The organism is Natronomonas salinimetallica, assembly GCF_013839515.1.
Lineage (GTDB): Archaea > Halobacteriota > Halobacteria > Halobacteriales > Haloarculaceae > Natronomonas.
Genome location: NZ_JACDNQ010000002.1, coordinates 1 through 25,474, shown reverse-complemented (window position 1 = coordinate 25,474; position 25,474 = coordinate 1). Strand labels below are relative to the sequence as shown.

22 protein-coding genes are annotated in these 25,474 nt (G+C 63.9%); 19 read left to right on the top strand and 3 right to left on the bottom strand.

What is annotated here, in order from left to right; genetic code table 11:
• The first annotated feature begins 1 nt into the window (after position 1).
• The 9 genes from HZR14_RS01330 (at position 2) to HZR14_RS01290 (ending at position 11,747) form a co-directional block, all read left to right on the top strand.
• Complete coding sequence (locus HZR14_RS01330; RefSeq protein WP_181691074.1) at positions 2-187, top strand: LSM domain-containing protein; 186 nt, start codon at positions 2-4, stop codon at positions 185-187.
• Positions 184-357: a 50S ribosomal protein L37e gene (locus tag HZR14_RS01325; protein WP_137274881.1), complete on the top strand. Its 174-nt coding sequence runs from the start codon at positions 184-186 to the stop codon at positions 355-357. Before HZR14_RS01330 ends, HZR14_RS01325 begins: the two co-directional genes overlap by 4 nt.
• Before the next feature lie 216 nt (positions 358-573).
• Positions 574-2,046: an amidophosphoribosyltransferase gene (gene purF, locus HZR14_RS01320; protein ID WP_181691073.1), complete on the top strand. Its 1,473-nt coding sequence runs from the start codon at positions 574-576 to the stop codon at positions 2,044-2,046.
• Positions 2,047-2,203: 157 nt separating this feature from the next.
• Positions 2,204-3,022, top strand: coding sequence for a lipopolysaccharide kinase InaA family protein (locus tag HZR14_RS01315; RefSeq protein ID WP_181691072.1), 819 nt, complete (start codon positions 2,204-2,206; stop codon positions 3,020-3,022).
• Between the two features lie 401 nt (positions 3,023-3,423).
• Positions 3,424-5,496, top strand: a complete 2,073-nt coding sequence (locus tag HZR14_RS01310) for a PrkA family serine protein kinase (protein WP_220132401.1) — start codon at positions 3,424-3,426, stop codon at positions 5,494-5,496.
• Entirely contained in the window at positions 5,493-7,769 is a 2,277-nt protein-coding gene (locus tag HZR14_RS01305; RefSeq protein WP_181691070.1) for a PrkA family serine protein kinase, read from the top strand. The genes HZR14_RS01310 and HZR14_RS01305 overlap by 4 nt, the downstream gene beginning before the upstream one ends.
• 33 nt (positions 7,770-7,802) lie before the next feature.
• The gene (locus tag HZR14_RS01300) at positions 7,803-9,125 is read left to right on the top strand and encodes a YeaH/YhbH family protein (protein WP_181691069.1); all 1,323 of its coding nucleotides are present in this window, start codon (positions 7,803-7,805) and stop codon (positions 9,123-9,125) included.
• The gene (locus HZR14_RS01295) at positions 9,122-11,110 is read left to right on the top strand and encodes a SpoVR family protein (RefSeq protein ID WP_181691068.1); all 1,989 of its coding nucleotides are present in this window, start codon (positions 9,122-9,124) and stop codon (positions 11,108-11,110) included. The genes HZR14_RS01300 and HZR14_RS01295 overlap by 4 nt, the downstream gene beginning before the upstream one ends.
• An 82-nt stretch (positions 11,111-11,192) precedes the next feature.
• Positions 11,193-11,747: a high-potential iron-sulfur protein gene (locus HZR14_RS01290; RefSeq protein ID WP_181691067.1), complete on the top strand. Its 555-nt coding sequence runs from the start codon at positions 11,193-11,195 to the stop codon at positions 11,745-11,747.
• Positions 11,748-11,885: 138 nt separating this feature from the next.
• On the opposite strand, the gene HZR14_RS01285 is transcribed toward HZR14_RS01290, so the two are convergent.
• Together HZR14_RS01285 and HZR14_RS01280 are read right to left on the bottom strand one after the other, a co-directional pair.
• Complete coding sequence (locus HZR14_RS01285; protein WP_181691066.1) at positions 11,886-13,256, bottom strand: geranylgeranyl reductase family protein; 1,371 nt, start codon at positions 13,254-13,256, stop codon at positions 11,886-11,888.
• A 238-nt stretch (positions 13,257-13,494) separates the two neighbouring features.
• Complete coding sequence (locus HZR14_RS01280) at positions 13,495-13,677, bottom strand: DUF7317 family protein (protein ID WP_181691065.1); 183 nt, start codon at positions 13,675-13,677, stop codon at positions 13,495-13,497.
• A gap of 172 nt (positions 13,678-13,849) precedes the next feature.
• Here HZR14_RS01280 and HZR14_RS01275 point away from each other — a divergent pair, with 172 nt between their 5' ends.
• The 9 genes from HZR14_RS01275 (at position 13,850) to HZR14_RS01235 (ending at position 23,298) form a co-directional block, all read left to right on the top strand.
• A complete protein-coding gene (locus HZR14_RS01275) occupies positions 13,850-14,338 on the top strand; it encodes an Lrp/AsnC family transcriptional regulator (protein ID WP_181691064.1) in 489 nt (162 codons plus the stop codon).
• Positions 14,335-15,477, top strand: coding sequence for a pyridoxal phosphate-dependent aminotransferase (locus HZR14_RS01270; RefSeq protein ID WP_181691063.1), 1,143 nt, complete (start codon positions 14,335-14,337; stop codon positions 15,475-15,477). The genes HZR14_RS01275 and HZR14_RS01270 overlap by 4 nt, the downstream gene beginning before the upstream one ends.
• A 197-nt stretch (positions 15,478-15,674) precedes the next feature.
• Positions 15,675-18,065, top strand: a complete 2,391-nt coding sequence (locus HZR14_RS01265; RefSeq protein WP_181691062.1) for a type II/IV secretion system ATPase subunit — start codon at positions 15,675-15,677, stop codon at positions 18,063-18,065.
• On the top strand, positions 18,062-20,080 hold the full coding sequence (locus HZR14_RS01260) for a type II secretion system F family protein (RefSeq protein WP_181691061.1): 2,019 nt from the start codon (positions 18,062-18,064) through the stop codon (positions 20,078-20,080). The genes HZR14_RS01265 and HZR14_RS01260 overlap by 4 nt, the downstream gene beginning before the upstream one ends.
• Positions 20,077-20,583 (top strand): DUF7287 family protein, encoded by a 507-nt coding sequence (locus tag HZR14_RS01255; RefSeq protein WP_181691060.1) that lies wholly within the window; start codon positions 20,077-20,079, stop codon positions 20,581-20,583. The genes HZR14_RS01260 and HZR14_RS01255 overlap by 4 nt, the downstream gene beginning before the upstream one ends.
• Before the next feature lies 1 nt (position 20,584).
• Positions 20,585-21,184 carry a DUF7288 family protein gene (locus tag HZR14_RS01250; RefSeq protein WP_181691059.1) on the top strand — a complete coding sequence of 200 codons (600 nt, stop codon included), beginning with the start codon at positions 20,585-20,587 and terminating at the stop codon, positions 21,182-21,184.
• A complete protein-coding gene (locus tag HZR14_RS01245; RefSeq protein ID WP_181691058.1) occupies positions 21,172-22,077 on the top strand; it encodes a DUF7261 family protein in 906 nt (301 codons plus the stop codon). The genes HZR14_RS01250 and HZR14_RS01245 overlap by 13 nt, the downstream gene beginning before the upstream one ends.
• A complete protein-coding gene (locus tag HZR14_RS01240) occupies positions 22,070-22,534 on the top strand; it encodes a DUF7266 family protein (protein ID WP_181691057.1) in 465 nt (154 codons plus the stop codon). Before HZR14_RS01245 ends, HZR14_RS01240 begins: the two co-directional genes overlap by 8 nt.
• On the top strand, positions 22,531-23,298 hold the full coding sequence (locus tag HZR14_RS01235; RefSeq protein WP_181691056.1) for a DUF7289 family protein: 768 nt from the start codon (positions 22,531-22,533) through the stop codon (positions 23,296-23,298). The genes HZR14_RS01240 and HZR14_RS01235 overlap by 4 nt, the downstream gene beginning before the upstream one ends.
• A 4-nt stretch (positions 23,299-23,302) precedes the next feature.
• Here the strand turns inward: HZR14_RS01235 and HZR14_RS01230 are convergent, their stop codons facing one another.
• Complete coding sequence (locus HZR14_RS01230) at positions 23,303-24,757, bottom strand: DUF7289 family protein (RefSeq protein WP_181691055.1); 1,455 nt, start codon at positions 24,755-24,757, stop codon at positions 23,303-23,305.
• A gap of 357 nt (positions 24,758-25,114) precedes the next feature.
• Between HZR14_RS01230 and HZR14_RS14705 the strand changes: the two genes are divergently transcribed.
• Positions 25,115-25,213 carry a DUF7989 family protein gene (locus HZR14_RS14705; RefSeq protein WP_489674971.1) on the top strand — a complete coding sequence of 33 codons (99 nt, stop codon included), beginning with the start codon at positions 25,115-25,117 and terminating at the stop codon, positions 25,211-25,213.
• Positions 25,214-25,474: the final 261 nt, after the last annotated feature.

The following is a 25,474-nucleotide window of genomic DNA, read 5'->3' as shown; positions in this document are numbered from 1 at the left end:
TATGACTGACCGTCCACTCGACGTGCTCGAAGAGACGCTGGGAACCGACGTGCGTGTGACGCTCAAAGGGAGCGAAACCCACGAGGGCGTCCTCTCGGGGTACGACCAGCACATGAACCTCGTCCTGGGCGAAGGCGACAACGTAACCATTATCCGCGGCGATAACGTCGTCTCGATACAACCATGACTGGCGCCGGGACCCCGAGCCAAGGGAAGAAGAACAAGACGACGCACGTCAAGTGTCGACGCTGCGGCGAGAAGTCCTACCACTCCAGAAAGAAGGTCTGTGCGTCCTGCGGATTCGGCAAGACCGCCAAACGCCGCGGGTACGCCTGGCAGTCCAAGCAGGGCGAGTAACGACGACCACCGCTTCGTTTTCGGGTAGTTGCGACCGACAGCCACTGTGCCGTGGTATCGTCACTCGGCCGTTCCGCGTACCGTTATCGGATCCCCCAGTCGCGTCGGGGGCACGGCCACGCACGTATCCACGATCGTGGATACCCTTTCGCGTTATAAGCGCCTCATGACACACGATGGAGTGGGTTTTTGTCGTTGGGACCCGGATCGATAGATATGCCAGACGGGCGGCACTCGGATGGGCCGACGGAGAAATGCGGTGTCGTCGGCGTCTCGTTGGACGGACGAGACGCGGCGCGACCGCTGTACTACGCGCTCTACGCGCTGCAACACCGCGGGCAAGAGTCCGCGGGCATCGTCACCCACGATGGCTTTCAACAGCACAGCCACGTCGATATGGGGCTGGTCGGAGACGCTTTCGACGAGGGCGACCTCGACTCGCTGAAGGGGCCAACGGGCGTCGGACACGTCCGCTACCCGACGGCGGGCAGCGTCAATTCCTGTTGTGCACAGCCGTTTTCGGTGTCGTTCAAATCGGGATCGCTCGGGTTGAGCCACAACGGCAACCTCGTCAACACCGCGGAACTGCGCGACGAACTCGCCGCGAGCGGCCACGCGTTTACGAGCGACGGCGACACGGAAGTCATCGCCCACGACCTCGCGCGCAACCTGCTCGAAGCCGACCTCATCCGGGCCGTCAAGCGCACCATGGACCGGATCCACGGCTCCTACTCGCTCACGATCGCCCACGACGATACGGTCCTCGGCGTTCGGGATCCCCAGGGCAACCGACCCCTCTGTATCGGCGAACTCGACGACGGCTACATCCTCGCCTCCGAGTCGGCCGCGATCGACGTCCTCGACGGCGAGTTGGTCCGCGACGTCCGCCCCGGCGAACTCGTCGTCCTGGAGGAGGACGGCGCCGGCTTCGATTCCTACCAGCTCGTCGAGCAGGAAAACACCGCACACTGTTTCTTCGAACACGTCTACTTCGCCCGCCCCGACTCACGGATCGACGGCAGCCTCGTCTACGACGTCCGGCGCGAACTCGGGCGAAAAATCTGGGAAGAGTCCGGCGTCGAAAGCGACGTCGTGTTGCCGGTCCCCGACTCCGGCCGGGCGTTCGCCTCCGGCTACGCCGAGGCAGCCCAAAACGACGGCGCCGACGTGGAGTTCGCGGAGGGACTGATGAAGAACCGCTACGTCGGGCGTACGTTCATTATGCCGACACAGGACGCCCGCGAGCGGGCCGTCCGTCTCAAACTCAACCCGATCCGGGACGTCGTCGAGGGACGGACGGTCACCGTCATCGACGACTCGATCGTCCGCGGAACGACCTCGACACAGCTCGTAAAGCTGCTGAAAGACGTGGGCGCGGAGGCGGTCCACATGCGGATCGGCGCGCCACCGATCGTCGCGCCCTGTTATATGGGGATCGACATGGCGTCCCGCGATGAGCTGATCGCCGCCGGGCGCGAGACCGAAGCGATCCGCGAGGACGTCGACGCCGACTCACTCGCGTACCTCTCGGTCGACGCCGTCGCCGACGCTCTCGACGAGTCGCGTGCTGACCTCTGTCTCGGCTGTGTCACCGGGGAGTATCCCTACGATATCGAGGGCGAGTCGACGGATCGGGACATCGTTCGTCCGGATATCGAGGACCCGCACGCCGGCGTGGCGGACGACTGATACGGGCTGTTCGAACTCGTCACCGGCGACGCATCATACGGGCTGTCGTCGTCTGCGAGCGGTCACCGCCGGAACGGGGCGGGCCGTGACCGCTACGTCGGTCCAGCGGCCCCTGTCAGGACACCGCTTATTAGTTGGCGACCACTACGTGAGGTGTATGGCTTTCCGTCGGTTCCTCAGAGAGAGCGTCCCGGAGTCACAGCTGTCGGCTATCGCGGCCGAGGTTGTGCGCCGCTTCGGGGAGCCGTCGGCCGATGCCGAGTTCGAGCGCCTCGATGCCGACAACTGGCTTTCGGTCCCCTGTGTCGTCAACGATCAGTGGTTCGTGAAGGTGATCGCCGAACAGCACACGTTCGTCCATACGCTGTTGACGACCGGCCGGAACATCGGGGCTTTCACCTCGGGGACCGAGGGCTTTTTCGAGCGTTTTTCGACTCCACTGGAGATGGCCGAGCACGAACTGTCGGCCACGAACCGCATCCGCGAGCTCGGAATCGCCGCACCCGAGCCGATCGAGGCGTTCGAGCACGAGGGCCTCGGCGTGTTGGTACTGGAGTATCTTCCGTCGTTTCGGACGTTCGATGAGCTCCCGGCCGACCGGGCGAGGTCGTTCGCCCCGACGCTGTTTTCGAACCTCGCGTCGATGCACGAGGCGGGGCTCGCACACGGCGACCTCCGAGCGGAGAACGTGTTGGTGGCACCGGACGCCGACGGCGTCGAGACGCTGTATTTCATCGATGCGACCCGCGTTAGCGAGGGCGCCATCGACGACGCGAAGGGGTACGACGTCGCCTGCGGCCTCGCCTCGATTTCCCCCTACGTCGGACCGAACGAGGCGGTCGAGGCGGCGCTCGATGCCTACCCGATCGAGGACCTCCTGGATGCCCGTGAGTTCCTCGATTTCGTCGGGCTCCGACCGGACCACGACTTCGATACCGCGTCGCTCAAGGGTGAAATCGACAAGCTGGCGTCGTGAGCGCTGTGTTCCCGCCCGACTGCGTTTCGTGTCCGCGGCATCGAGCCGGTTGGGACGCTAGCGTCCCGAGGGACGCCGGTGCGACCGTCCGGCCGACGGTATATAAAGCCCCGTCGACGGTCGTCGACCCTCGATGCGACGTTTTCTGCGGAACCGGACGGCGCTTGCCGGTTTCCGGTATCGGCTAACCCACCCGCTCGTGGTATGTCGTAGCAACCCTTATATATCTGTGGTACTCTTACACAAGGTAGTGTCGGTGTCTCACACCGTCCGTCGAATCCCGTGTCGTTACGTCGTTCCGGAGTGGCCGGTCCGGCCGGTGGGCCGACCGGACCCGTTCGGACGTCGGCGTACCGACCAGCCCGAACCCCGGGCGGGACGCGTTGCGTCCCCGTGATAGAATGAGTGATATGGAAACTCTCGAAGAACTCAGCGAGGAGTACAGAAGCACGATCCCGTCGGATCTCCGCCGGACCCGGTCGTTCGGGTGGTATCTCGAGGAACTCTACGAGGACCCGAAGATCGCCCGCAACGCCCACCAGCGGCTGGCCGACATGTTCGACTACTACGGGACGTCCTACGACGAGGAGGCGGGGATCGTCGAGTACGAACTCGCCTCCGAGGACCCTCTCGGGGACGGCGAGAACACGTTCTACGGCCGAATCATCCACGAGGCGATCCACGAGTTCACCAACAAAGTCAAATCCGGTGCCCGCGGTCTCGGGCCCGAAAAGCGGATCAAACTCCTGCTCGGCCCCGTCGGATCGGGGAAATCGGACTTCGACAGGCAGGTCAGACGCTACTTCGAGGACTACACCGCCCGCGAGGCGGGCCGGATGTACACCTTCCGGTGGAGCGGGCTCTGTGACGTCCTCCCCGACCAGGATCCCGCCGACGACGTCGTTCGTTCGCCGATGAACCAGGATCCGATCGTCCTCCTGCCGTTCGAGGGGCGAAAGCGGGTCATCGAGGACCTCAACGGGGAACTCGAGGCCCCCTACACCATCCGCAACGAGCAGGCGCTCGATCCCGCCAGCGAGTTCTATCTGGATGCGCTGCTCGAGCACTACGACGACGACCTGCAGGCCGTGCTCGAAAACCACGTCGAGGTCATCCGTCTACTCGCCGACGAGAACAAACGGCAAGCCATCGAGACGTTCGAGCCGAAGGACAAAAAGAACCAAGACGAGACCGAACTGACCGGTGACGTCAACTACTCGAAGATCGCGGTCTACGGCGAGAGCGATCCGCGCGCCTTCGACTACTCGGGGGCGTTCTGTAACGCGAACCGCGGGATCTTTTCGGGCGAGGAGTTCTTGAAACTCCAGCGGGAGTTCCTCTATGACTTCCTCCACGCCAGCCAAGAGCAGACGATCAAGCCGAAGAACAACCCCCGAATCGACATCGATCAGGTGATCGTCGGCCGGACGAACATGCCCGAGTACCGCGACAAGAAGGGCGACGAGAAGATGGAGGCGTTCAACGACCGGACCAAGCGGATCGACTTCCCGTACGTTCTCCAGTACGAAGAGGAGGCCGAGATCTACCGAAAGATGCTACAGAACGCCGACGTGCCCGACATCCACGTCGAGCCACACACCCTGGAGATGGCCGGCCTCTTCGGCGTGTTGACCCGCATCGAAGAGCCCGACGGCGGAACCGTCTCCGTCGTTCAGAAGGCGAAAGCCTACAACGGCGAGATCGACGAGGGCGAGGACGTCGACGTCAAGAAACTCCGCGACGAGGCCGAGGCGACCGCCGACATCGGCGAGGGCATGGACGGCGTCTCGCCGCGGTTCATCGGCGACGAGATCGCCGAGGCGATCATGGACTCGATGCACAGAGAGCGGATGTTCCTCTCGCCGCTGACGGCGTTCAACCACCTGGAGGGCAACCTCGAAAACCACGGCTCGATCCCCGAGGAGAACTTCGAGACCTACTACCGCTACCTGGAGTTGGTCCGCGAGGAGTACAAAGAGCGGGCCATCGAGGACGTCCGACACGCCCTGGCCTACGACCTCGACGAGATCCAACGACAGGGCGAAAAGTACATGGACCACGTGATGGCCTACATCGACGACGATACCGTCGAGGACTCGATCACGGGACGCGAGCAGGACCCGGACGAGACGTTTCTGCGGGCCGTCGAGGAGAAACTCGACGTCCCCGCTGACCGCAAGGACGACTTCCGCCAGGAGGTCGCAAACTGGGTCAGCCGCCGCGCACGCGAGGGGGAAACGTTCGAACCGCAGGACAACGACCGGCTCCGCCGGGCGCTCGAACGGAAGCTCTGGGAGGACAAAAAACACAACATCAACTTCTCGGCGCTGGTCTCCAGCGGCGACCTCGACGACGACGAACGGAACGCGTGGATCGGGGCCCTGGAGGGGCAAGGCTACAGTACGGACGGGGCCAAGGAGGTGCTCGAGTTCGCCGGCGCTGAAGTCGCCAAGGCGGAGATGGAAGACGAATGACCGGCGAGTCCTACGTCGACCGTGCCGACGAGGCGTTAGCGGAGACCTACGAACCGCCGGCATCGCTCCCGGAGTACGTCGATCGGATACTCGAACGCCCGGAATCGGCGGCCCACGCCTCGAAGTACCTGCTCGCGGCCATCGAGGCCGCCGGGACTCGATCCGTCGTCGAGGAGGGCGAACGCAAGGACCGCTATCGCTTCTTCGACGATCCGCACAACGACGGCGAACACGCCATTCTCGGCAACACCGAGGTGTTGAACGCCTTCGTCGACGACCTCAGATCGATCGCGGCCCGCCGGGGCAAAGAGGAGAAGATCCTCTGGCTCGACGGCCCGACCGCGACGGGGAAATCGGAACTCAAACGCTGTCTGATCAACGGGCTCCGTGAGTACTCGAAGACCGATTCGGGACGCCGCTACACCGTCGAGTGGAACGTCGCCGGGGCTGGCGGTTCGCCGGGGATGACCTACGGCGACGTGTCCTCGCCCAGCGAGGACGACTGGTACGTCTCGCCCGTCCAATCGCATCCGCTGTCGGTGTTTCCGGAGCCGGTCCGGGACGCGATCCTCGACGATCTCAACGACGAACTCGACGACCACATCCCGGTCCACCTCGAGACGCGGCTCGATCCGTTCAGCCGCGAGGCCTACGACCACCTCGAAGAGCAGTACCGCCGCGAGGGGACCGACGATCTGTTCTCGGCGATCACCGACGAGCGCCACCTGCGCGTGAAGAACTTCGTCGTCGACGTCGGACAGGGGATCGGCGTCCTCCACAGCGAGGACGACGGCTCGCCAAAGGAACGGCTCGTCGGGTCGTGGATGGCGGGAATGGTACAGCGGCTCGATTCCCGCGGCCGGAAGAACCCCCAGGCGTTCAGCTACGACGGCGTCCTCTCGCAGGGCAACGGCCTGCTCACGATCGTCGAGGACGCGGCCCAACACGCCGACCTGCTCCAGAAGCTGTTGAACGTCCCCGACGAGGGGACGGTAAAGCTCGATAAGGGGATCGGTATGGACATCGACACCCAGATGATCATCATCTCGAATCCCGACCTCGAGGCCCAACTGAACCAACACGCCGAACGGCAGGGTTCGGACCCCCTGAAGGCGCTGAAACGGCGCCTCGACAGACACGAGTTTACCTACCTGACGAACCTCTCTTTGGAGGCGGAACTCCTCCGTCGAGAACTCACGAACGAGACGGAGATCTGGGAGGCCGAAAGCTACGACGACCTCGAATCGACGTACCGCGAATCGGTCGGGATCGCCGTCCGCGGGACCGACGGGACGGTCCGAGAGCGCGAACTCGCCCCTCACGCGATCGAGGCGGCGGCGCTGTACGCCGTCGGAACCAGACTGGACACCGAAGCGCTGCCGCCGGGACTCGACCTCGTCGACAAGGCGCTCGTCTACGACCGCGGCTACCTACAGAACGGCGACGAACGCCGGTACCGCGAGGAATTCGACTTCGGCGACCCGACGGATGGCGCCACCGGCATCCCGGTCACCTATACGCGCGATACGATCGCGGATCTGCTCTACGAGGAGACCGACCGCCACCACCCGGAGTTGGACGTCGAGGACGTCATCATGCCGCGGGACGTGTTGAACGCGATGGCGGATCGCCTCGACGACGCGCCCGTGTTTTCGCCGAACGAACGCAACGAGTACGAAACCCGTCTCGTCCCGGTGAAAAACCACGTCTTCGGGAGACAGGAAGCCGACGTCATCGACGCGATCATGCGCGAAAAGCACGTCGACGAGGCGACCGTCGAGGAGTACATCGAGCACGTCTACGCGTGGGTCGAGGACGAGCGGATCACGAACGACCGCGGCGAGGCGGTCGACCCGGACCCGCTGAAGATGAAGGTCTTCGAGATCGAACACCTCGGTCGCTTCGACGAGGACGACTACCGGGGGACCGACCCGGCAGAGGGCGTCGAGGCGTTCCGCGCCGAGAAGGTGATCACGGCGCTGAACCGCCACGCCTGGCGCAACCGCGACGAGGACTTCCGCATCTCGGACGTCGATCCGAGGGAGATCCCGGTCATTCGGACCGTCCTCGGGAACCACGACTGGGACGACGTCCGCCGGGTCTATGAGGACCTCGACCCCGATCAGTGGGACGATCCGCCCTCGGGGACCCAGACCGGGGCGGTCAAGACACGGACGCTCGAGAACCTCCGGGAGATGTTCGGGTACTCTGCGGCCTCCGCGGAGCTGACGAGCAGACACGTCATGGGACAGGTGAGCTACAGATGGGACTGACCACGGACGAGCGACGACGGAGGGTGATCGATCGTGGGGCGTAGAGACGACCTCGACCGATACCGCGAGGTCGGTGAAGCGAAACGACAGGACCTCGCGGAGTTCATCCAGTACGGCGACCTGGGCCGGTCCGGCCCGGACGAACTCGAGATACCGATCAAGATCGTCGATCTACCCGAGTTCGTCTACGACCCACGCGATATGGGCGGGGTCGGTCAGGGCCAGGGCGGGACGCCGGCCCCCGGCGATCCGGTCGGCGAGCCACAGCCACAGCCGGGCGACGACGACGGCGAGGACGGCGATCCGGGCGAGGAGGGCGGCGACCACGAGTACTACGAGATGGACCCCGAGGAGTTCGCCGAGGAGCTCGACGAGGAGCTGGGTCTCGATCTGGATCCGAAAGGCAAGAACGTAATCGAGGAGACGGAGGGCGATTTCACCGACATCACTCGGACGGGGCCGGCGAGCACGCTCGATTTCGAGCGGCTGTTCAAGGAGGGAATCAAGCGGAAACTGGCGATGGACTTCGACGAGACGTACGTCGAGGAGGCGCTCAGAGTCGATGGCTGGGGACCCGCGACGGTCTTCGAGTGGGCCCGCGGCGAGCACGTCCCGGTCTCGCGGCCCTGGATCGAGGATGCCTACGAGTCCATCCCGGCCGAGGAGCGCTCGCGGTGGGCGTCGATCGAGGAGATGGAAGCGAACGTCGAGCGGGAGTCGACCGCGGCCCGGATTCGCCGCGAGGGCATCGACGAGGTCCCGTTCAGACGCGAGGACGAACGCTACCGCTACCCCGAGATCGTAGAGGAGCGCGAAAAGAACGTCGTCGTCGTGAACATCCGCGACGTCTCCGGGTCGATGCGGGAGGCCAAACGCGAACTCGTCGAACGGACGTTCACGCCGCTGGATTGGTATCTCACCGGCAAATACGACAACGCCGAGTTCGTCTACATCGCCCACGACGCCGACGCCTGGGAGGTCGACCGCGAGGAGTTCTTCGGCATTCGCTCCGGCGGCGGGACCCGGATCTCGAGCGCCTACGAGTTGGCCGCCGAGGTCCTCGAATCGGAGTACCCCTGGAGCGAGTGGAACCGCTACGTGTTCGCGGCGGGCGACTCGGAGAACTCCTCGAACGACACCGAAGAGCGGGTAATCCCGACGATGGAGGAGATCCCGGCGAACCTCCACGCCTACGTCGAGACCCAGCCCTCGGGGAACGCGATCAACGCGACCCACGCCGGCGAGGTCGAGAGCCACTTCGCAGACGACTCGAACGTCGCCGTCGCCTACGTTCAAGGACCCGACGACGTGATCGACGCGATCGATACGATACTCAGCACGGAGGAAGAGACATGAAAACCGACGATAGGTTCCACAAACAGCGGATCGCAGAGGGGCTGGCCGAACCGGCCCGCGAGGCGAACGCGCTCGCGCGGCGGCTCGGTCTCGATCCCTTCGAGGTGAACTACTGGGTCGTCGACTACGACGAAATGAACGAACTCATCGCCTACGGCGGCTTCCAGCGTCGTTACCCCCACTGGCGGTGGGGGATGAGCTACGACCGCCAGCGAAAACAGCGGCAGTTCCTGGGCGGGAAGGCCTTCGAGATCGTCAACAACGACGACCCCTCGAACGCGTTCCTCCAGGAATCGAACGACCTCGCCGATCAGAAGGCGGTCATCACCCACGTCGAGGCCCACGCCGACTTCTTCAAAAACAACGAGTGGTTCCGGATGTTCTCGGAGTCGCCGGACGCGGCGGCGATGCTAGAGCGACACGCCGAGACGATCGGCGAGTACATGGACGACCCGGACGTCTCGCGGGAGGACGTCGAGTCGTGGATCGATCACGTCCTCTGTCTGGAGGACAACGTCGACCAACACCGGCCGTTCTCGACGGCGCTCGAGGCCGACGAGGGATCGGTGGCCACGGCGGATATCGAAGAGAAACTGGACGACCTCGACCTCTCCGAGGAGGTCAGACGCGAGGTATTCGACGAGGCGTTCCTCGATACGATGGCCGACGACGGCGACGGGGCGACGTTTCCCGCCGCGCCCGAACGGGATCTGTTGGCGTTTCTCGCGGCCCACGGGAAGGCCTACGACGAGGAGACCGGCCGGGCGACGGAGTACGAGGAGTGGCAGCGGGAGGTCCTCGAGTTGCTGCGCAAGGAGTCGTACTACTTCGCCCCACAGAAGATGACGAAGGTGATGAACGAGGGCCACGCCTCCTACTGGGAGTCGAAGATGATGGCCGATGAAAACTTCGCGGACGCCGACGAGTTCGTCTCCTACGCCGACCACATGGCACAGGTGCTCGGCTCGCCCGGGCTGAACCCCTACAAACTCGGCTTCGAACTGTGGCAGTACGTCGAGAACCGCCGGAACCGACGGGAGGTGATAGAACGCCTGCTCCGCGTCGAGGGCGTGACCTGGCGGAACGTCGGCGAGTCGGTCGACTTCGAGTCGGTCCTGAAGCGCCTGGAGCCGGATCCGGCCGTCGACGATCCCGTCGGTCACCTGGACGCGCTCGATCCGGACGATCCGCGGATCGATGCCGACACGCTCGGCCGCGTCCGAAACGGCGCGGACATCGACATCGAACGCTACCCCTGGAAGCTGCTTACGTACGAGGGGATGGCCGAGCGCCACTACTCGCTCGTCAAACGGGAGAACCGGGGGTTCCTCAAGCGGGTCACACAGGGCGAACTCGAGCGGACGGCCCGGTATCTCTTCGAGACCGATCGCTACGGCTCGGTCGGTGCGGCGATCGACGCCGTCGACCGGACGGCCGGCTGGGATCGGATGTTCGAGGTGCGCGAGAGTCACAACGACGTGACGTTCCTCGATGAGTTTCTCACCGAGGAGTTCGTTGACGAGAACGAGTATTTCACCTACGAGTACACCCACACGACGGGGGATTACCGCGCTACGTCGACGGCCGCCGAGGACGTCAAAAAGAAGCTGATGTTGCAGTTTACGAACTTCGGGAAGCCGACGATCGCCGTCCACGACGGCAACTTCCGGAACCGCAACGAGTTGCTCCTTGCTCACCACTACAACGGGGTGCAACTCGACCGTCGGGAGGCCAAACAGACGCTCGAACGGGTCTTCGAGCTGTGGGGGCGGCCGGTCGCGCTGAAAACGATCCGAAAGGAGTTCGACGAACACGACATCGAGGTCGCGAGACGACGCGACAAGGAGCCCGAACCGACCGAACGCGCTAAATTGATTCGGTTCGACGGCACCTCCTTCGAGGAGGAGGACCTGCCCGACGAGGCGGTCGAGGACATCCGCGCGACCGAGGTCGATTACGATACGAAGCCCGACGAGTGGCTTTGATTCGGCCGGGAGGTCGCGATCCGCTCCCGGGTGCGCGATACCCTAAACATTACCATCCAGTAAACCAAAGGTGCCACTAGAGATGTCGAATGATCAAGACGGGCCGCAGGAAGCGAAATCGACGGACACCGATAGTTCGAGACGGCGACAGTTCCTCCAGGCCGCGGGTGGGGCGTCAGTCGCCGCGCTCGCGGGATGTCTCCAGTTCGGCGGCGGTGGCGACTCCGGGGCCGACACCGAGGCGGATACCGAAGCCGGACGGCCCGACAACTGGTGTATCGAGGAGAACAACGTGGAGGTCGCAGAGGAGTACCGGACCGCGGAGAGCGTCGACGGAATAGAGCGCGATCCCACCGCGCTGTCCAGTCGCGAGGAAGCGGCCTACCAGTGTTACCCACAGGGGTACCAACTCTGTGCGAACTGCCGATTCTTCATTCCGAGCAAACACGCCGACGAAAAGGACGAGGACGGGGCGGGCGCGTGCTCGATCGTCGAAGGTCGGGTGCGTTCGCAGGACTGGTGTGCGCTGTATCAACAACAAGAGCGCCTCGAATCGTTCCCCAGCCCCAACCCGCTAGATCAGGAGGGGCCGGTGAAAGCGCCGGACACGGACGACGAACAGAAGTTCTCGAACTAGCGTCTGAGCGCGTATACTACCGGCTCTTCGGCCGTTTCGAACCGCTTTCATACCGCCAGCCGGAAGGCTTCGGTTTGTCCGCGTGGTAGTCGCCCGATCGTTTCCCGTGTCCGTCGCTGTCAGTACTTCGTGTCGGAATCAGTACTTCGCGTCAGCACCGGTCTTCGCGTAGATGTCGTCCATGATCCGGTCGCGTTTCCGCTGCCACTCGGGGAAGCCCCCGGGCGACGAGGGGTACGTCTCGTAGTGATCGAGCAGGCGGTCGGCGAGGCCCTTCGTCTCGTAGAGGTTCTTTAGCGTGTCCCAGTGGCCGAAGCTCCGGATGAGCACCCGGATCTTGAGGCCGAGCCCGACGTTCGCGGAACCGGAGTACAACGCGTCCGAGAGCTTCTCGGCGGGCAGCGACGCCAACAGCGCGATCAGATCGTCGAGGTCGTAGGCCGTCGAAAAGATGTTGTAGATATCGAGGGCCGCATAGCGGCCGCCGTAGTGCTCCATGACGCGCTCGTTGTAGCGCCACAGCGCTCGCTCGCTCACGTCGCCGTCCTCGAGCGCCTCGATGGCCTGCTCGCCCGCGTACTGGCCGGCGTAGGCGGCCCCGGCGATCCCGCCGCCGCTGATCGGGTTGACGTGGGCCGCGGCGTCGCCGATCGCCATGTAGCCGGGCGCGACCGCCGAGTCGTAGGGCCGCCGCGTCGGCAGCGCCGCGCCGAGTTTGTCCTTGACGGTGGCGTTTTTCAGCTCCGGTCGGTTGCGAACGTCCTCCCGGAGGTCGGCGACCAGTCGCATCGGCTCCTCGTTCATCTGGAAGCCCAAGCCGACGTTGATCTCCGTCGGCGTCCGCGGGAAATACCACAGATAGCCCGCCGACCGCTTCGTCGGCTTGAATACGAGAGCGTCGGACCACTCGACCGGCTCGTCGACCTCGATGACCTCCCGGTAGGCCGAGGAGAACTGTGAGTACCGGACGTTCGTATCGAACGTCGTCCCCTCGAAGTCGGCTTTGTCCTGCAAAAGCGAGAGCGCGCCGGCACCGTCGAGAACCACGTCGGCCTCGTAGCGCCGGTGTTCGCCTTGCTTCGTCGCATCGAAGCCCCGTACCCGGCCGTCGCCGTCCTGACGGACGTCCTGAACGACGGTGTCGTAGTGGAACGTCGTCCCGGCGCGTTCGGCCCCTTCGAGGAGCCGGCGGCCGTACTCGTAGCGGTCGATGACGGCGAGTTCGCCCGGAACCGGGATGTCGAGTACCACGTTCTCCTGTGGGATCTCGAATTGGCCGTGGTCGACCTCGGTGTTGGTAAAGGAGCCCTCGATCTGTGATTTCGGGATCGATTCGGGGAACTTGTCGGCACCCTTCAGTGCGTCCCCGCAGGCGATGTGGCCCGCTTCGGCCTCGTCTTTGCGCTCGACGATGACGACGTCGTAGCCCGCCCCTGCGATGGTGGCCGCAGCATAACAGCCGGACGTCCCGGCTCCGACGATGGCGACGTCGTATTCAAACGTGGTCATACACGTCTTTCAGCCCCGGGGGCGCAAAACTCTTTACCGTTAACTCCGCCCGTTCGATGCGCCCCGCGGTCGTTCGTCCGGATTCTCGGAGCTCGTGAGACCGCCGGCGGTGTGTGCTCTATCGGCCGACGGGCGGGAACGAGAAGACGAGGGGGCGATCACGCTGCTGGCCGTCCCCAGTGCACGCGAGTCGTGGCCACAGGGTGCGACAGGCGGTCGCGACGGACGGCCGAAAGTATCAGTCCGCGCCGACCGTGACCGGACCGGCGTCGGCACCGGGCGAGGGGATCGATCCGCCGGAGCGCCGGACGGCGCGGCGGAGCCGGTCGGGGGAGACGCCAGCCTGGTTTGCGGCCGTCCGCAGATCGAGTGTGTCACCCTCGTACAGCGTCATGGCGGTCCGCAACGCGTGTTGTTTCATGTTCGTCCCGATGGGAGGAACCATAATAATAGTATCGAGAGATAATATACCAACCCATGACCTTATATTACAAACACCATAAAGAATCATTATATTAAGGCGACGGAGCACGTCGGGGGGCTCACCCGCGCTGGCTCGCAACGTTTTAGTTCGCGCTACCGTCCTATCCTGTATGGAACACGCTGACGAACTGTTGGAGCTCCTGTGTGAGAACGCCCGGTACTCGACGGCGGATCTCGCCCGTCTCAGCGGCCTCCCGGAGGCGACCGTCGAGGAGACGATCGCCGAACTGGAAGCCGAGGGGATCATCCAGGGATACACCGCAGTCGTCGACTGGGACGCCGTCAGCGACGACCGCATCCAGGCCCACGTCGAACTCAACGTTACGCTGGACCGCGAGACGAGCTACCGGGACGTCGCAGAGCGGGTCGCGGGCTTTCGGGAGGTCCAGGGGCTTCGGCTCGTCTCCGGCGATTACGACTTCGCCCTCGAGGTCGAAGGCCAAAACATGCGGGAGGTATCACGGTTCATAAGCGACAAGATCGCGCCCCTCCCGGAGATCACCCAGACGGTCACCCACTACATCATGGAGACGTACAAACAGAGCGGCCACCGTTTCGACGACGGGGACGATGACGATCGTCTCTCGGTCACGCCATGAGCCTCGAACCGTCCGAGCGTGTCGCCCACGTTCCGCCCTCGGGAATCAGGCGGTTTTTCGAACTCGCCGAGGAGATGGACGACGTCATCTCCCTCGGCGTCGGCGAACCCGACTTCTCCGCCCCGTGGTCGGCCCGCGAGGCCGCGATCGCCGCCTTGGAGCGCGGCCAGACGTCCTATACCGCAAACCGCGGTAAACGGGAGCTCCGAGAGGAGATCGCCGCGGACGCCCGCCGGTGGAACCTCGAGTACGACCCCGACGACGAGGTCCTCGTTACCGCCGGAGCGAGCGAGGCGATCGATCTCGCCTTCCGGGCGCTCGTCGACCCCGGTGACACCGTCGCCGTCGCCCAGCCGTGTTACGTCTCCTACACGCCCGGTGTTACGTTCTCCGGCGGGGAGGTACTCGACGTACCGACACGCGTCGAGGACGAATTTACGCTCACGCCCGAAGTCCTCCGTGCGGCGGGCGCGGAGGCGGCCGATCTGCTCGTCTACTGTTACCCGAACAACCCGACGGGCGCGACGATGGACCGGGCGGAGCTGGCCGAGGTCGCGGCGTTCTGTCGGGAACACGACATCGCCGTCCTCTCGGATGAGATCTACGCCGACCTCACCTACGAGGGCGAGCACGTCTCGATCGCCGAACTCGACGGGATGCGCGAGCGGACCGTCGTCTTCAACGGGTTCTCGAAGGCCTATGCGATGACGGGGCTCCGTCTCGGCTACGCGATGGGCCCCAAAGAGGTCATCACCGCGATGAACCGGATCCACCAGTATACGATGTTGTCAGCCCCGACGACGGCCCAAAACGCCGGAATCGAGGCGATACGGAACTGCCGGGAGGACGTCGAGGAGATGCGATCGCAGTACGACCGCCGCCGGAACTTCGTGCTCTCGCGGTTCGAGGAGATGGGGATCGACTGCTTCGAGGCGACCGGCGCGTTTTACGTCTTCCCGGAGTGTCCCGGCGAAGACGCGGCGCAGTTCGCCGAGGACCTCCTCGAGGCCGAGTCCGTGGCGATGGTCCCCGGGGACGCCTTCGGGGTCGGTGCGGACGGACACCTCCGGGCGTCGTACGCGACCGGGCTCGACGAACTCCGGGAGGCGATGGACCGCCTCGAGCGGTTCGTCAGCTAACGACGCATACTGCCGGCTGTACCCGTGTCGAGCGAGTTGCGACACGGGGTTCGACAGGCGGTCGAGACGGACGGCCGGCAGTGTCAGAGGGTATCGATCACACACTGCGGGCAGTGTCCTCGGGGCCGGTGATCCGTATGAGTCGTGTCCCGATACGGCCGGAACCCTTTTTCAAGGAGACGGCCAAAGAGGGGACAATGGCGACCGATGATTCGGATGAGGGGACCGATGGAAGCCCCGCTCCGGGGAGCGCTCCCACGCCCACGTTCGAACCGGATGCCGACACGTCGCCCGATCCGGGCGAAACCGAAGCGACCGCTTCCGTCCCCGAGCACGATGCCGACGGCGATGGCGAGGCCCGTGACCACGGCGGGCGGGCGGGACTCGGTGGCCTCGCCGGGAGGCGTCTGGCGGAACTCGAAGCGGACCGGACCGTCCGCGTCGATCCGGACATCGACGAGGACGAGTTCTTTTCGAACGCGGACGGAACGACGACCGTCGTCACCCGCTACGACATGGAGAAGGCCGTCTCACAGGAAAAGAAGGGTCACTTCCGGGAGGTTGATCGCTACTGGGTGAACAAGCCGTACGCGTTCGTGATCATCTTTCACTCCGAAAAGGAGAACGAACACAAATACTACCTCGTGGAGCCGTACCTGACGCGGATCGAATCGGACCTCCGTGACTTTCTGGTGAAAAAGCTCAAAACCGCGATCAAATACTCGGACGACGAGATCGTCGTCCAGGGCGATACGGATGCCCGGGCGACGGTCATCGAGGAGGAGACCCACTCGCTTCTCGAACGGTACGATCTCTATGCGGAGGACGCCCGCCCCGATTCGGGCGGTCTCGCGGATCTGGCTCGGGGCCTCCTCGGCCTCGGGGACGGCGGTGAGGCGGAGGGCTCGGAGGCGGACGTGAGCGAGCTCGGCGGGATCTCGGCTCGGCCCGAACCCGCGCTGTTGGACGCCGACGAGGAGACGCTCACCGAACACCAAATCGAGAAGTTGCTATATTTTCTCAGGCGGGACTTCGTCGGCTACGAGCGGATCGACGGGATCAAACACGACATAAGCGTCGAGGACATCTCCTGTGACGGCTACAACTCGCCGGTGTTCGTCTATCACTCCGAGCACGAGCAGATCATCTCTAACGTCCACCACGGGGAGACCGAACTCGACGAGTTCGTCGTCAAACTCGCACAGCGATCCGGAAAGGGGATCTCGAAGCGGAGCCCGCAGGTGGACGCGACGCTCCCGGACGGCTCTCGGGCCCAGCTCACGCTCGGTCGGGAAGTCTCCGACCACGGGACGAACTACACCATCCGGCAGTTCAAGGACGTCCCGTTCACCCCGATCGACCTGATCAACTGGCGTACGTTCTCGCTCGACGAGATGGCGTTCCTGTGGCTCTGCATCGAAAACGAAAAGTCCGTCGTCTTCGCCGGCGGGACGGCGTCGGGAAAGACCACCTCGTTGAACGCCGTCTCCCTTTTCATCCCGAGCAAATCGAAGATCGTCTCCATCGAGGACACCCGCGAAGTCGAGTTGCCGCAGCGAAACTGGATCGCAAGCGTCACCCGCCCCTCCTTCAGCGAGGGTGACAAGGGTGACGTCGACGAGTTCGACCTGCTCGAGGCGGCGCTCAGACAGCGCCCCGAGTACATCGTGATGGGCGAGATCCGCGGCGAGGAGGGCCGGACGCTGTTTCAGGTCATGTCGACCGGTCACACGACGCTGACGACCTTTCACGCCGACTCGGTCGGCGAAGTCATAAAGCGATTCACCACGGACCCGATCAACGTCTCGAAGACGATGTTTACGGCGCTCGATCTCGTCTCCATCCAGACGCAGACACGGGTCGAAGGCACCAAGGTCAGGCGGACCAAATCGATCACGGAGATCAACCACTATGACCCGGAGAACGACGAGATCAACGTTCAGGACGTCTACCAGTGGCAGGCCGAAACCGACAGATTCCTTCGGATGGGCCAATCGAACACGTTAGACAGCATCGCCTTCGACCGCGGGTGGCGCCGCGACCGACTCGAAAGCGAGCTGTTCGCCCGCGAAGTCGTCATCGCCTACCTCATTCACGAGGGGCTGAACACCTACACCCAGGTTGCGGCGACGCTACAGGCGTTCATCAACGACGAGGAGACCATACTGACGCTCATCGCGACGGGCGATCTCGAACGGTCCCTCGAGGACCTCCGCGAGATGGAGTCAGTCAAAATCGACATCGATCCCGAAAAGGAGTCGATGGTTCCCCGTCCCGATGCCGGGGAGGCGATGCTCGAGCGGAGCCGTGAGATCCTGGAGGAAGCCGAACCGATGCTCGATGAGTACCGCGGACCGGACACAGGGGTCGACATCACCGAAGCCCTGGACGTCGAGGCCGCCGAGAACGTCGAGGTCACGGAATCGTTCGGCGGCGAGGGGGCTGACTCCGATGCCGGGACGGGCGGGGCCTCCAACCTCGGGGGTACGTTCCAGTCCGGACCGGCCGACGCCCCCGATACCACGGACGACAGTGGCTCCGAAAGCGACGAACGCCGATCAGGCGAGGACGACGAACGCGGACCATGAGCGTCGGATCAGCGCCGACTGCGGGGACGATAGACGTCCTCGCCGACGCCTTCTATCCGCTTTCACGGCGGCTCTTCGACGACGATAGCGACTTCGTCGGGGACGTCGAGCGGAAACTGGCCGAGGCACGGATGTCACAGACGGTCGAGTTGTACCTCTCGAAGGCGCTCGCTATCGGCGTTCTCGCTGGAGTGGTCATGTGGCTTGCCGGGACGCTACTCGGATGGGTGCTGGTCTCGTTTTTTATTACGGAGCCGCCGATCCTGCTCGGCATCCCGGTTTCGGAGCCGTACCTCTCGACGATCAACGAGCTGAAACTCCCGTTCTTGATCGTGTTCTCCGGACTCGTCTTCGGATCGATCGGGTTCGGATCCGGCTTCGGCGGGATGGTCGCAAAGCCGTATCTCGACGCCGACGCGAGAAAACGCGAAATCAACGTCCTGCTCTCGGATTCGGTCTCGTTCATGTACGCGCTCTCGGTCGGCGGCCTCAACCAACTCGAGATCCTCCAGGCGATGGCCCGGGCGGACGACACGTACGGCGAGGTCGCAAAGGAGTTCCAGTCGATCGTCCTCGAAACCGAATATTTCGATACCGACTACCGGACCGCTATCCGAAACCAGTCGATGCAGACGCCCTCCGATGAGCTGAGCCAGTTTCTCACCGATATGCTCTCGATCATCAACTCCGGAGGTGACATGGAACGTTTTCTCGAAGATCAAAAAGAAAAGCACATGCGGACGTCGAAACAGGAACAGGAGACGGTTCTCGAAACCCTCGAACTGTTCGGCGAGATGTACATGACGCTCTCGCTTTTCCCGTTGCTTCTCATCATCATTTTGGTCATCATGTCGATGCTCGGTGACGCACAGGACAGGCTGTTGTACGGGACCGTCTACGGCTTGATCCCGCTTATCGGAGTCGGCTTTTTGATCCTCGTTTCGACGGTCGTCTCCGACGAGGTCGGCGACGGCTATCTCCGATCCAGTGACGGCGAGGTGGCCCACGACGCCGGTGGTATGTTCGGTCTCGGCCTCGTCGAGTCCTATAGCGACCGGGGCAGGATCTTCGGTCGGATCAAGTCCCGTGAGGGGACCCACGTCACAATCGGGATCGTAAAGAAACCGCACCTGTTCTTTCGGGAGTACCCGCTCGCGACGCTTGCGATCACGCTCCCGGCGTCGGCCGTCCTCCTCGCCGTCTCGATCCGATCGGGAGCGACGCCGATGACCCTCGATGGAATGATCGGGGCACCCGTACGCGGCACCTTCTTTTGGGTCTACTTGCCGCTGTACGTCGCACTCGTCCCGCTCACCGTCTTTCATGAATGGAACGTCCGCTCGCGAAAGGCGATCACCAACAACCTCTCGGACACTCTCCGGAAGCTCTCCAGTGCGAACGATACCGGGATGACGCTTCTCGAGTCACTGAAGGTCGTCTCGGACACTTCGTCGGGACGGCTCGCGAACGAATTTCAGACGATGTACGCGAAGGTGAACTACGGAACGAGCCTGCGGACGGCGCTTCTGGAGTTCAACAACACCTACCACATCCCCCGACTGGCCCGCACCGTCAAACTCATTTCCAAGGCCCAGGAGGCGTCGAGTCAGATCACGCAGGTCCTCTCGACGGCCGCACAGGCGTCCGAAAACCAAGACGACATCGAGCGTGACCGAAAAGCGAGGACGCGGATGCAGACGGTCATCATTATCATGACCTACGTCACCTTACTCGGCGTGATGGTGCTTTTGAAGATCGAGTTCCTCGACACGATGGCGGGGCTCGTCGACCAGGCGGGGGGAGGAGGGGGGGGTGGCGCTCCCGGTGCCGGCGGCGGGTTCGGCGGCGGAATCGACGTCGACGAACTGACGATGTTGTTCTTTCACGCCGTCACCATCCAGGGGATCATCTCCGGCGTCGTCGCGGGCTACATCCGTGAGGTCAGCGTACTGGCGAGCCTGAAATTCGTCATCGTGTTGCCGACACTCGCGTTGGTGGTGTTCCTGTTCGTATGAGGACGACAGAGACCGTACGCGGCCAGACGACGATCGATTTCGGCGTCGGGATGGGGGTGTTCCTGTTGACGCTGGTGTTCGTCGTCGCGTATGCGCCGACCGTCTTCGATCCCGTCGCCGGCGGGACGGGGTCGGCGTCCATGACCGCAGACCGGGCCGCGACGACGCTATCCGGCGACGTGTTGGCCGCCTCGACGGCCGAACCGGGGATTCTATCGGTCGGTTGTGTTGCGGAGTTCTTCGGGGAGGTCGTCGAAGGGACGGAGTGTGAAAAGACGGCCGGGTTCAGTGAGTTCGACGGCTCACCGCCGTTCGAGGACCGAAACCTCAACGTCACGATCCACGAACTGGACGCTCCGGTCTCCGACCCCGCGAGACCCGAGTGGGCCTCCGCGGACTTACAACAGCCGATGGGCGGCCCGGAGCCGAGTACCGAGGCCGTGGCGACCCGAACCGTCTCGATCGACGGAAAACTATACCGGCTGACCGTCAGGGTGTGGTAGCGTGCGCGGACAGGCCCACACCGTCGAGGCGTTTGCCGCCGCCGTGTTGCTAGTCAGCGGGCTGGTCTTCGCCACCCAGGCGGCCGCCGTCACGCCGCTGTCGGCGAGCACCTCGAACCAGCACGTCGAGAACCAACATCAGGCGACGATCGAGGGACTTCTCGCGGCGTCGACCGAGAACGGAAACCTCACGCGGGCGGTGCTGTATTGGAACGAAAGCGCCGACGACGGCGACGGCGCGTTCGCCGGGACGCCCGATTCAGGCACATATGCCAAAGGTCCCCCGAACGGCTTCGGGGCGGACCTGAACGGGACGCTGTCGAGCCGACAGATCGCGTTCAACGTCGTCGTCCGCTATCCCGACGGTGGCGGCACCGACACCGAGACGATGGTTCGGATGGGCGAGCCGAGCGACAACGCGGTCTCGGCGACCCGGACGGTCGGGCTCTACGACGGCTCGCAGTTGTCGGTCGACGATAACGACCCGACGCTGGCCGAGGTCGAAGCCGATTCCGCCGCCGCGTTTTATGTATCCGACACCGACCCCGACAGCCAGCTATACGCCGTCGTCGAGGTGGAGGTGATCGCGTGGCGCAAGTGAGCGACCGTCTGGCGCAAGTGAGTGATCGCGGGCAGATGATCCTCGTCACGGGCATCGTCCTCGCCGTGATGTTCGTCACGCTCGGGGTGCTTCTCAACGCCGCGATCTACGCCGACAACGTGGCGACCCGCGGCGGGGATCCGACGGGGGAGGCCTTGGAGTACCAGAACGGGGTGGTGGATTCGGTCACCGGATTGCTCGTGGCCGAGAACGCTAACGAGGATCACTCGACGGCCAGCGATATCGAAACCGCAGTCGAGAGCGGAATCGGGGAAATCGACGACGCCCACGCCGAGATGCACCTCAGACGCGGTGCGGCGACAACGACGGAGCACGCCGGGGGATCGACGCGGGGCCTCCGTCTCGAGGAAACGGCCTCGGGCGAGTTCGCCGACTGGACCGTCGACGACGGGGACAATGTCAGGGCATTCGAGATCGTTTTCGAGCCGGGGTCCATGCCGGAGCTGAATCTGACCGAGGATGAACCCTTCGAGATCGATCTGGGCGGGGAGCGCCGGTACGTATATATCGACGAGAACGCGAGTAGCGATCTCGTCGTCGCTGAAAGCGTCGGCTCCCCGGACTGTACCGCCGACGCTGGCGACGGTCCGATCCGTTTTAACGTCACCGGCGAGCGGTTCGGCGGCGACTCCTGCGCGATCGACTGGCCGAACGTGACCGTCACCGAGGTCTCGTTCACGAACGGCGCGAACGCCTACGGAACGTACGATCTGGTGGTCCAATCGGGTACGGATCCAGGCGATTCGAGTCTCTCGGGGACCGATGCGAGCGTCGTCATCTACAGTCTCGACGGGATCAGAATCCGAATGGACACACCGAAATTGAGTTACGAACGAACGGTACGCATCGCGCCGGGGGAGCCCGATGAATAGCGACGATCGAGGTGTCTCGATCGCGGTCGGCTACGTGTTGAACCTCGCCATCGCCACCATGTTGTTTTCGGCGCTCTTGATCGCCGGGTCGGGGATGGTCCGGAGCCAGACGCGGGCCGTCACCCACGACGAACTCTCCGTGGTCGGCCAGCAACTCGCCGCGGAACTCTCGGGTGCGGATCGGCTGGTCCGGGCCGGAGGGGCCGAAGACCTATCGGAACTGGGGCTCCGATCCGACCTCCAGGATCGAACCGCCGCGGGCGGGTATACGATCGATATCAGCCACGACAGCACCGAAAGTGTCGGAACGGTAGAACTCCGGACCTCGGACCCCGAGGTAGTCGTATCGGTCGCGTTTCGGAGCGAAACCAACGTGGAGGGGGTGACCGTCAGCGGCGGCCCTGTCGGTATCGGATACGACGAGAGCGACGGGGAACTGGTGGTGGAATCGGTATGACGGTCGGTGTCGGGTTCGGATCCGACGGCCGTGCGGTCAGCGACGTCGTCGGCTACGTGTTGATCTTCTCGCTCATCGCCCTCTCGGTCGGCGTCGTGACGACGGTCGGGTTCGCGACGCTCGAAGACCGACAGGACGCCGAGCGGATCAACAACGTCGAGCGGGCCTTCGACATCCTCGCCGACAACGTCAAGGACGTCTACCGCGACGGCGCGCCGAGCCGGGCGACGGAGATGCGGCTCTCCGGGGAGACGTTGCGGTACGGGGAGCCGGTGAACGTCACCATCGAGGACGCTGACGCCCCGGACACGAACGTCTCGACACGCGTTGATCCGATCGTGTACGAACAGGGGGACACCGAGATCGTGTACATGAACGGCGCGATACTCCGAACCGACGGCGGCAGCGCCGTGATGCTCCGAGAGCCGCCGTTTCGAACCACCTCGGAGCAAGTTGTGGTCCCGCTCATCTCGACCCGGGGAGAACACAGAGGAGCCGGGATATCGACCGATGGTACGCTACGGATCACTACACGGGCCGCGCGTCCGACGGCGATACCGTCCCCGGGCGTCTCCTCGGCCGATACGGTGAAAATCACTGTTGATTCCCCCCGAAGTGACGCCTGGGGACGGTACTTCGAGCGACAGGCCGCCCTCGAGACGACGAAAAACGGCGAGGTATTGAATGACGGAAAAACCCTCCAGGTCGATACGAACCGCGTTTCGGCCCCTCTCGCGCCGATCGGGGTACGTTTCGAGCGGTGAGCCGTCAGCCGATCTCGACGCGGACCGTGTTCTCGCTTACGTGTAAATAACTGAGCGTATCGGCACCCAGATCCGGATCGATGTCGTTCATCTTTTCGTCGTGTATGAACTCGGTGGACTTCGATTGGAAGCAGAACTCGTCGACGACGACGGAGCCGGTCACCGTGATCGTACCGCCACCACCGCCCTTGCACTTCCCACTGGAGCCGGTCAGCCGGGCGTTGGGCGCGTAGAGTCCACCGTTGTACTCGACATTCCCCGAGAAGACGATCTCGTCGGCGTCGGAGTGGACGTACACGAGGAACTGTTCGGGGTCAGCATCGACGTTCAGGCCGTCACCACCGGCGATATCGATCCCCGCCTCGCTTTTCAGGTAGACGGTCGCGTTTCCGCCGCCGTTCACCGTGACGTCCGCGTCGGTAACGCCGTTGTCATCGACGTCGTTTATTACAACGTCCACGTCGCCGCCACCGGTATCGATCGTCAGGTCCCCGATGTCGGCTGGATCTTCCGTACAGTGTGTCCCTGACGACACGGACGAACCGAGCGAACCCCAGTCCTCACAGTCCGCGATCGCGTCCTCGATCATCGAACTGGCCGACGGTGCCGAAACCCCGTTTCGGTTGTTCGAGACGTTCGCGTTGCCCGGACTGTAGACACTTTTCGACGTTACGGCGGACCCGAACGTCGGATCGATCGAGACGGTCAGATTCAATCTAAGGACGTTCTCGTCCCCATCGTCGCATCCCTCGTCGACCTCACCCTGCGTCCTGCTCTCGAAGAACGACTGCCATCCACGGCAGTATTCGCTTTCGATTTCGACGTACGCCGTCCCGTTCTCGAGGGGGTTCTCGAGGGGGTTCTCCCTCGTGGCGTTCGGATACAATCCACGCGAGTCGCCTTCCCGACCGACTGTTCCTCGGACGTCACCCGAGGCCGATCCGCTCCCGGTCACGCGTATAATGGGAAACGTCAGCGTCTCTGCGCGGTAGTGGAACTCCGGCGGGGAGATCATTCGGCTAAAATCGCCCTGTCGCTCCCAGACGCCGCCGCCCTGATAGGCAATTTCCCGCCCGTCGTTCTCGTAGACGAGGGCACCTATTGAGGTGTTGGCGACCTCCGTGGGCTCGACATCGTCGTCGTCGCCGCCCTCGTCGGCGTCGTCGCTGGTGCCGTTTTCGATCCAGATCTTGACGTTCCCGGCGTCCTCACGGACGGTAACGTGTCCTTCGGTGGCCCGTCCCAACGAGAACCGCTGGTCGCCGGACTCGCCCAATCCGACGAGGCTGGCCTTCGAGGAGAACGCCGACATCGAGTTCTCCATCTGGGAGCGCTCGGCGTCCGCGCGCGTATCGTCGACCGCGGCACCGCCGACGGCGAGCAACACCCCGACGGAGAGGACCGTCATCCCGAGGATGAGTACGATCCCGACGGTGTTCGAGACGGCGCGATCTGCCATTCCCGACGATAGGCCTCGGTCGGGTATGAATCCCCCGGCCGATTCATACTGGTGGACGAAATCAAATGAAACCGACTCACGAGTGATTCGCCGTTCGCTCCGTCGAACGGCGTGATCCTCGTGCGTCGTGTGTACATTCTTTTGTCCGTCAGTATCAGTGTGAAATACCTCGGGGGCAAGCCCCGAGACACTCGCCCCGTCGACCCGCCGGGCGGCTCCGACCGTCGCCCGCTGCCCGTCCCGTTCCAAACGGTACAGCGGTCGTTGGCGGCCGCCGTCGAACGTCTACTGCGATATCCCCTGGACCTCAGACGGGCGAAAGAATTAGGTACTGAGAGGCTCTCCCAACGAGATACGATGAAGGACACACGTACCCTCGGAGAGATCGACCACACACCGCCGGCCGGGGACCCCGTCTCGAACGTCTGGGATCGCGGGGCAGAAGGCGACGATTGACATCCTCCCCGCGCTGAAGCGCGAGGATTCCAGCGCGGGACAGCGGGCCAGTCCCGTGTCCCCGCTGGCAACTTCTCGCCTGCCGAACGGGGTCCGGCGAGGCGATACCGGGTTCGTGCGCGATACGTCGGCCCCGCGAGGGGTGTGGCGTGTTCGGCGTTCACGAGAGCGTAATGAGTGACGGAAGTTATGGGCATGGAATGAGACTGGAAGGTAATGAGTGGAGATCGTCGGATCGAGATTGTCCGGCATCTGGATGAA

Coding starts and splice junctions, on each gene's coding strand:
- HZR14_RS01330 (WP_181691074.1), top strand. CDS start 2: ATGACTGACCGTCCACTCGACGTGCTCGAAGAGACGCTGGGAACCGAC.
- HZR14_RS01325 (WP_137274881.1), top strand. CDS start 184: ATGACTGGCGCCGGGACCCCGAGCCAAGGGAAGAAGAACAAGACGACG.
- purF (WP_181691073.1), top strand. CDS start 574: ATGCCAGACGGGCGGCACTCGGATGGGCCGACGGAGAAATGCGGTGTC.
- HZR14_RS01315 (WP_181691072.1), top strand. CDS start 2,204: ATGGCTTTCCGTCGGTTCCTCAGAGAGAGCGTCCCGGAGTCACAGCTG.
- HZR14_RS01310 (WP_220132401.1), top strand. CDS start 3,424: ATGAGTGATATGGAAACTCTCGAAGAACTCAGCGAGGAGTACAGAAGC.
- HZR14_RS01305 (WP_181691070.1), top strand. CDS start 5,493: ATGACCGGCGAGTCCTACGTCGACCGTGCCGACGAGGCGTTAGCGGAG.
- HZR14_RS01295 (WP_181691068.1), top strand. CDS start 9,122: ATGAAAACCGACGATAGGTTCCACAAACAGCGGATCGCAGAGGGGCTG.
- HZR14_RS01290 (WP_181691067.1), top strand. CDS start 11,193: ATGTCGAATGATCAAGACGGGCCGCAGGAAGCGAAATCGACGGACACC.
- HZR14_RS01285 (WP_181691066.1), bottom strand. CDS start 13,256: ATGACCACGTTTGAATACGACGTCGCCATCGTCGGAGCCGGGACGTCC.
- HZR14_RS01280 (WP_181691065.1), bottom strand. CDS start 13,677: ATGAAACAACACGCGTTGCGGACCGCCATGACGCTGTACGAGGGTGAC.
- HZR14_RS01275 (WP_181691064.1), top strand. CDS start 13,850: ATGGAACACGCTGACGAACTGTTGGAGCTCCTGTGTGAGAACGCCCGG.
- HZR14_RS01270 (WP_181691063.1), top strand. CDS start 14,335: ATGAGCCTCGAACCGTCCGAGCGTGTCGCCCACGTTCCGCCCTCGGGA.
- HZR14_RS01265 (WP_181691062.1), top strand. CDS start 15,675: ATGGCGACCGATGATTCGGATGAGGGGACCGATGGAAGCCCCGCTCCG.
- HZR14_RS01260 (WP_181691061.1), top strand. CDS start 18,062: ATGAGCGTCGGATCAGCGCCGACTGCGGGGACGATAGACGTCCTCGCC.
- HZR14_RS01255 (WP_181691060.1), top strand. CDS start 20,077: ATGAGGACGACAGAGACCGTACGCGGCCAGACGACGATCGATTTCGGC.
- HZR14_RS01240 (WP_181691057.1), top strand. CDS start 22,070: ATGAATAGCGACGATCGAGGTGTCTCGATCGCGGTCGGCTACGTGTTG.
- HZR14_RS01235 (WP_181691056.1), top strand. CDS start 22,531: ATGACGGTCGGTGTCGGGTTCGGATCCGACGGCCGTGCGGTCAGCGAC.
- HZR14_RS01230 (WP_181691055.1), bottom strand. CDS start 24,757: ATGGCAGATCGCGCCGTCTCGAACACCGTCGGGATCGTACTCATCCTC.
- HZR14_RS14705 (WP_489674971.1), top strand. CDS start 25,115: ATGAAGGACACACGTACCCTCGGAGAGATCGACCACACACCGCCGGCC.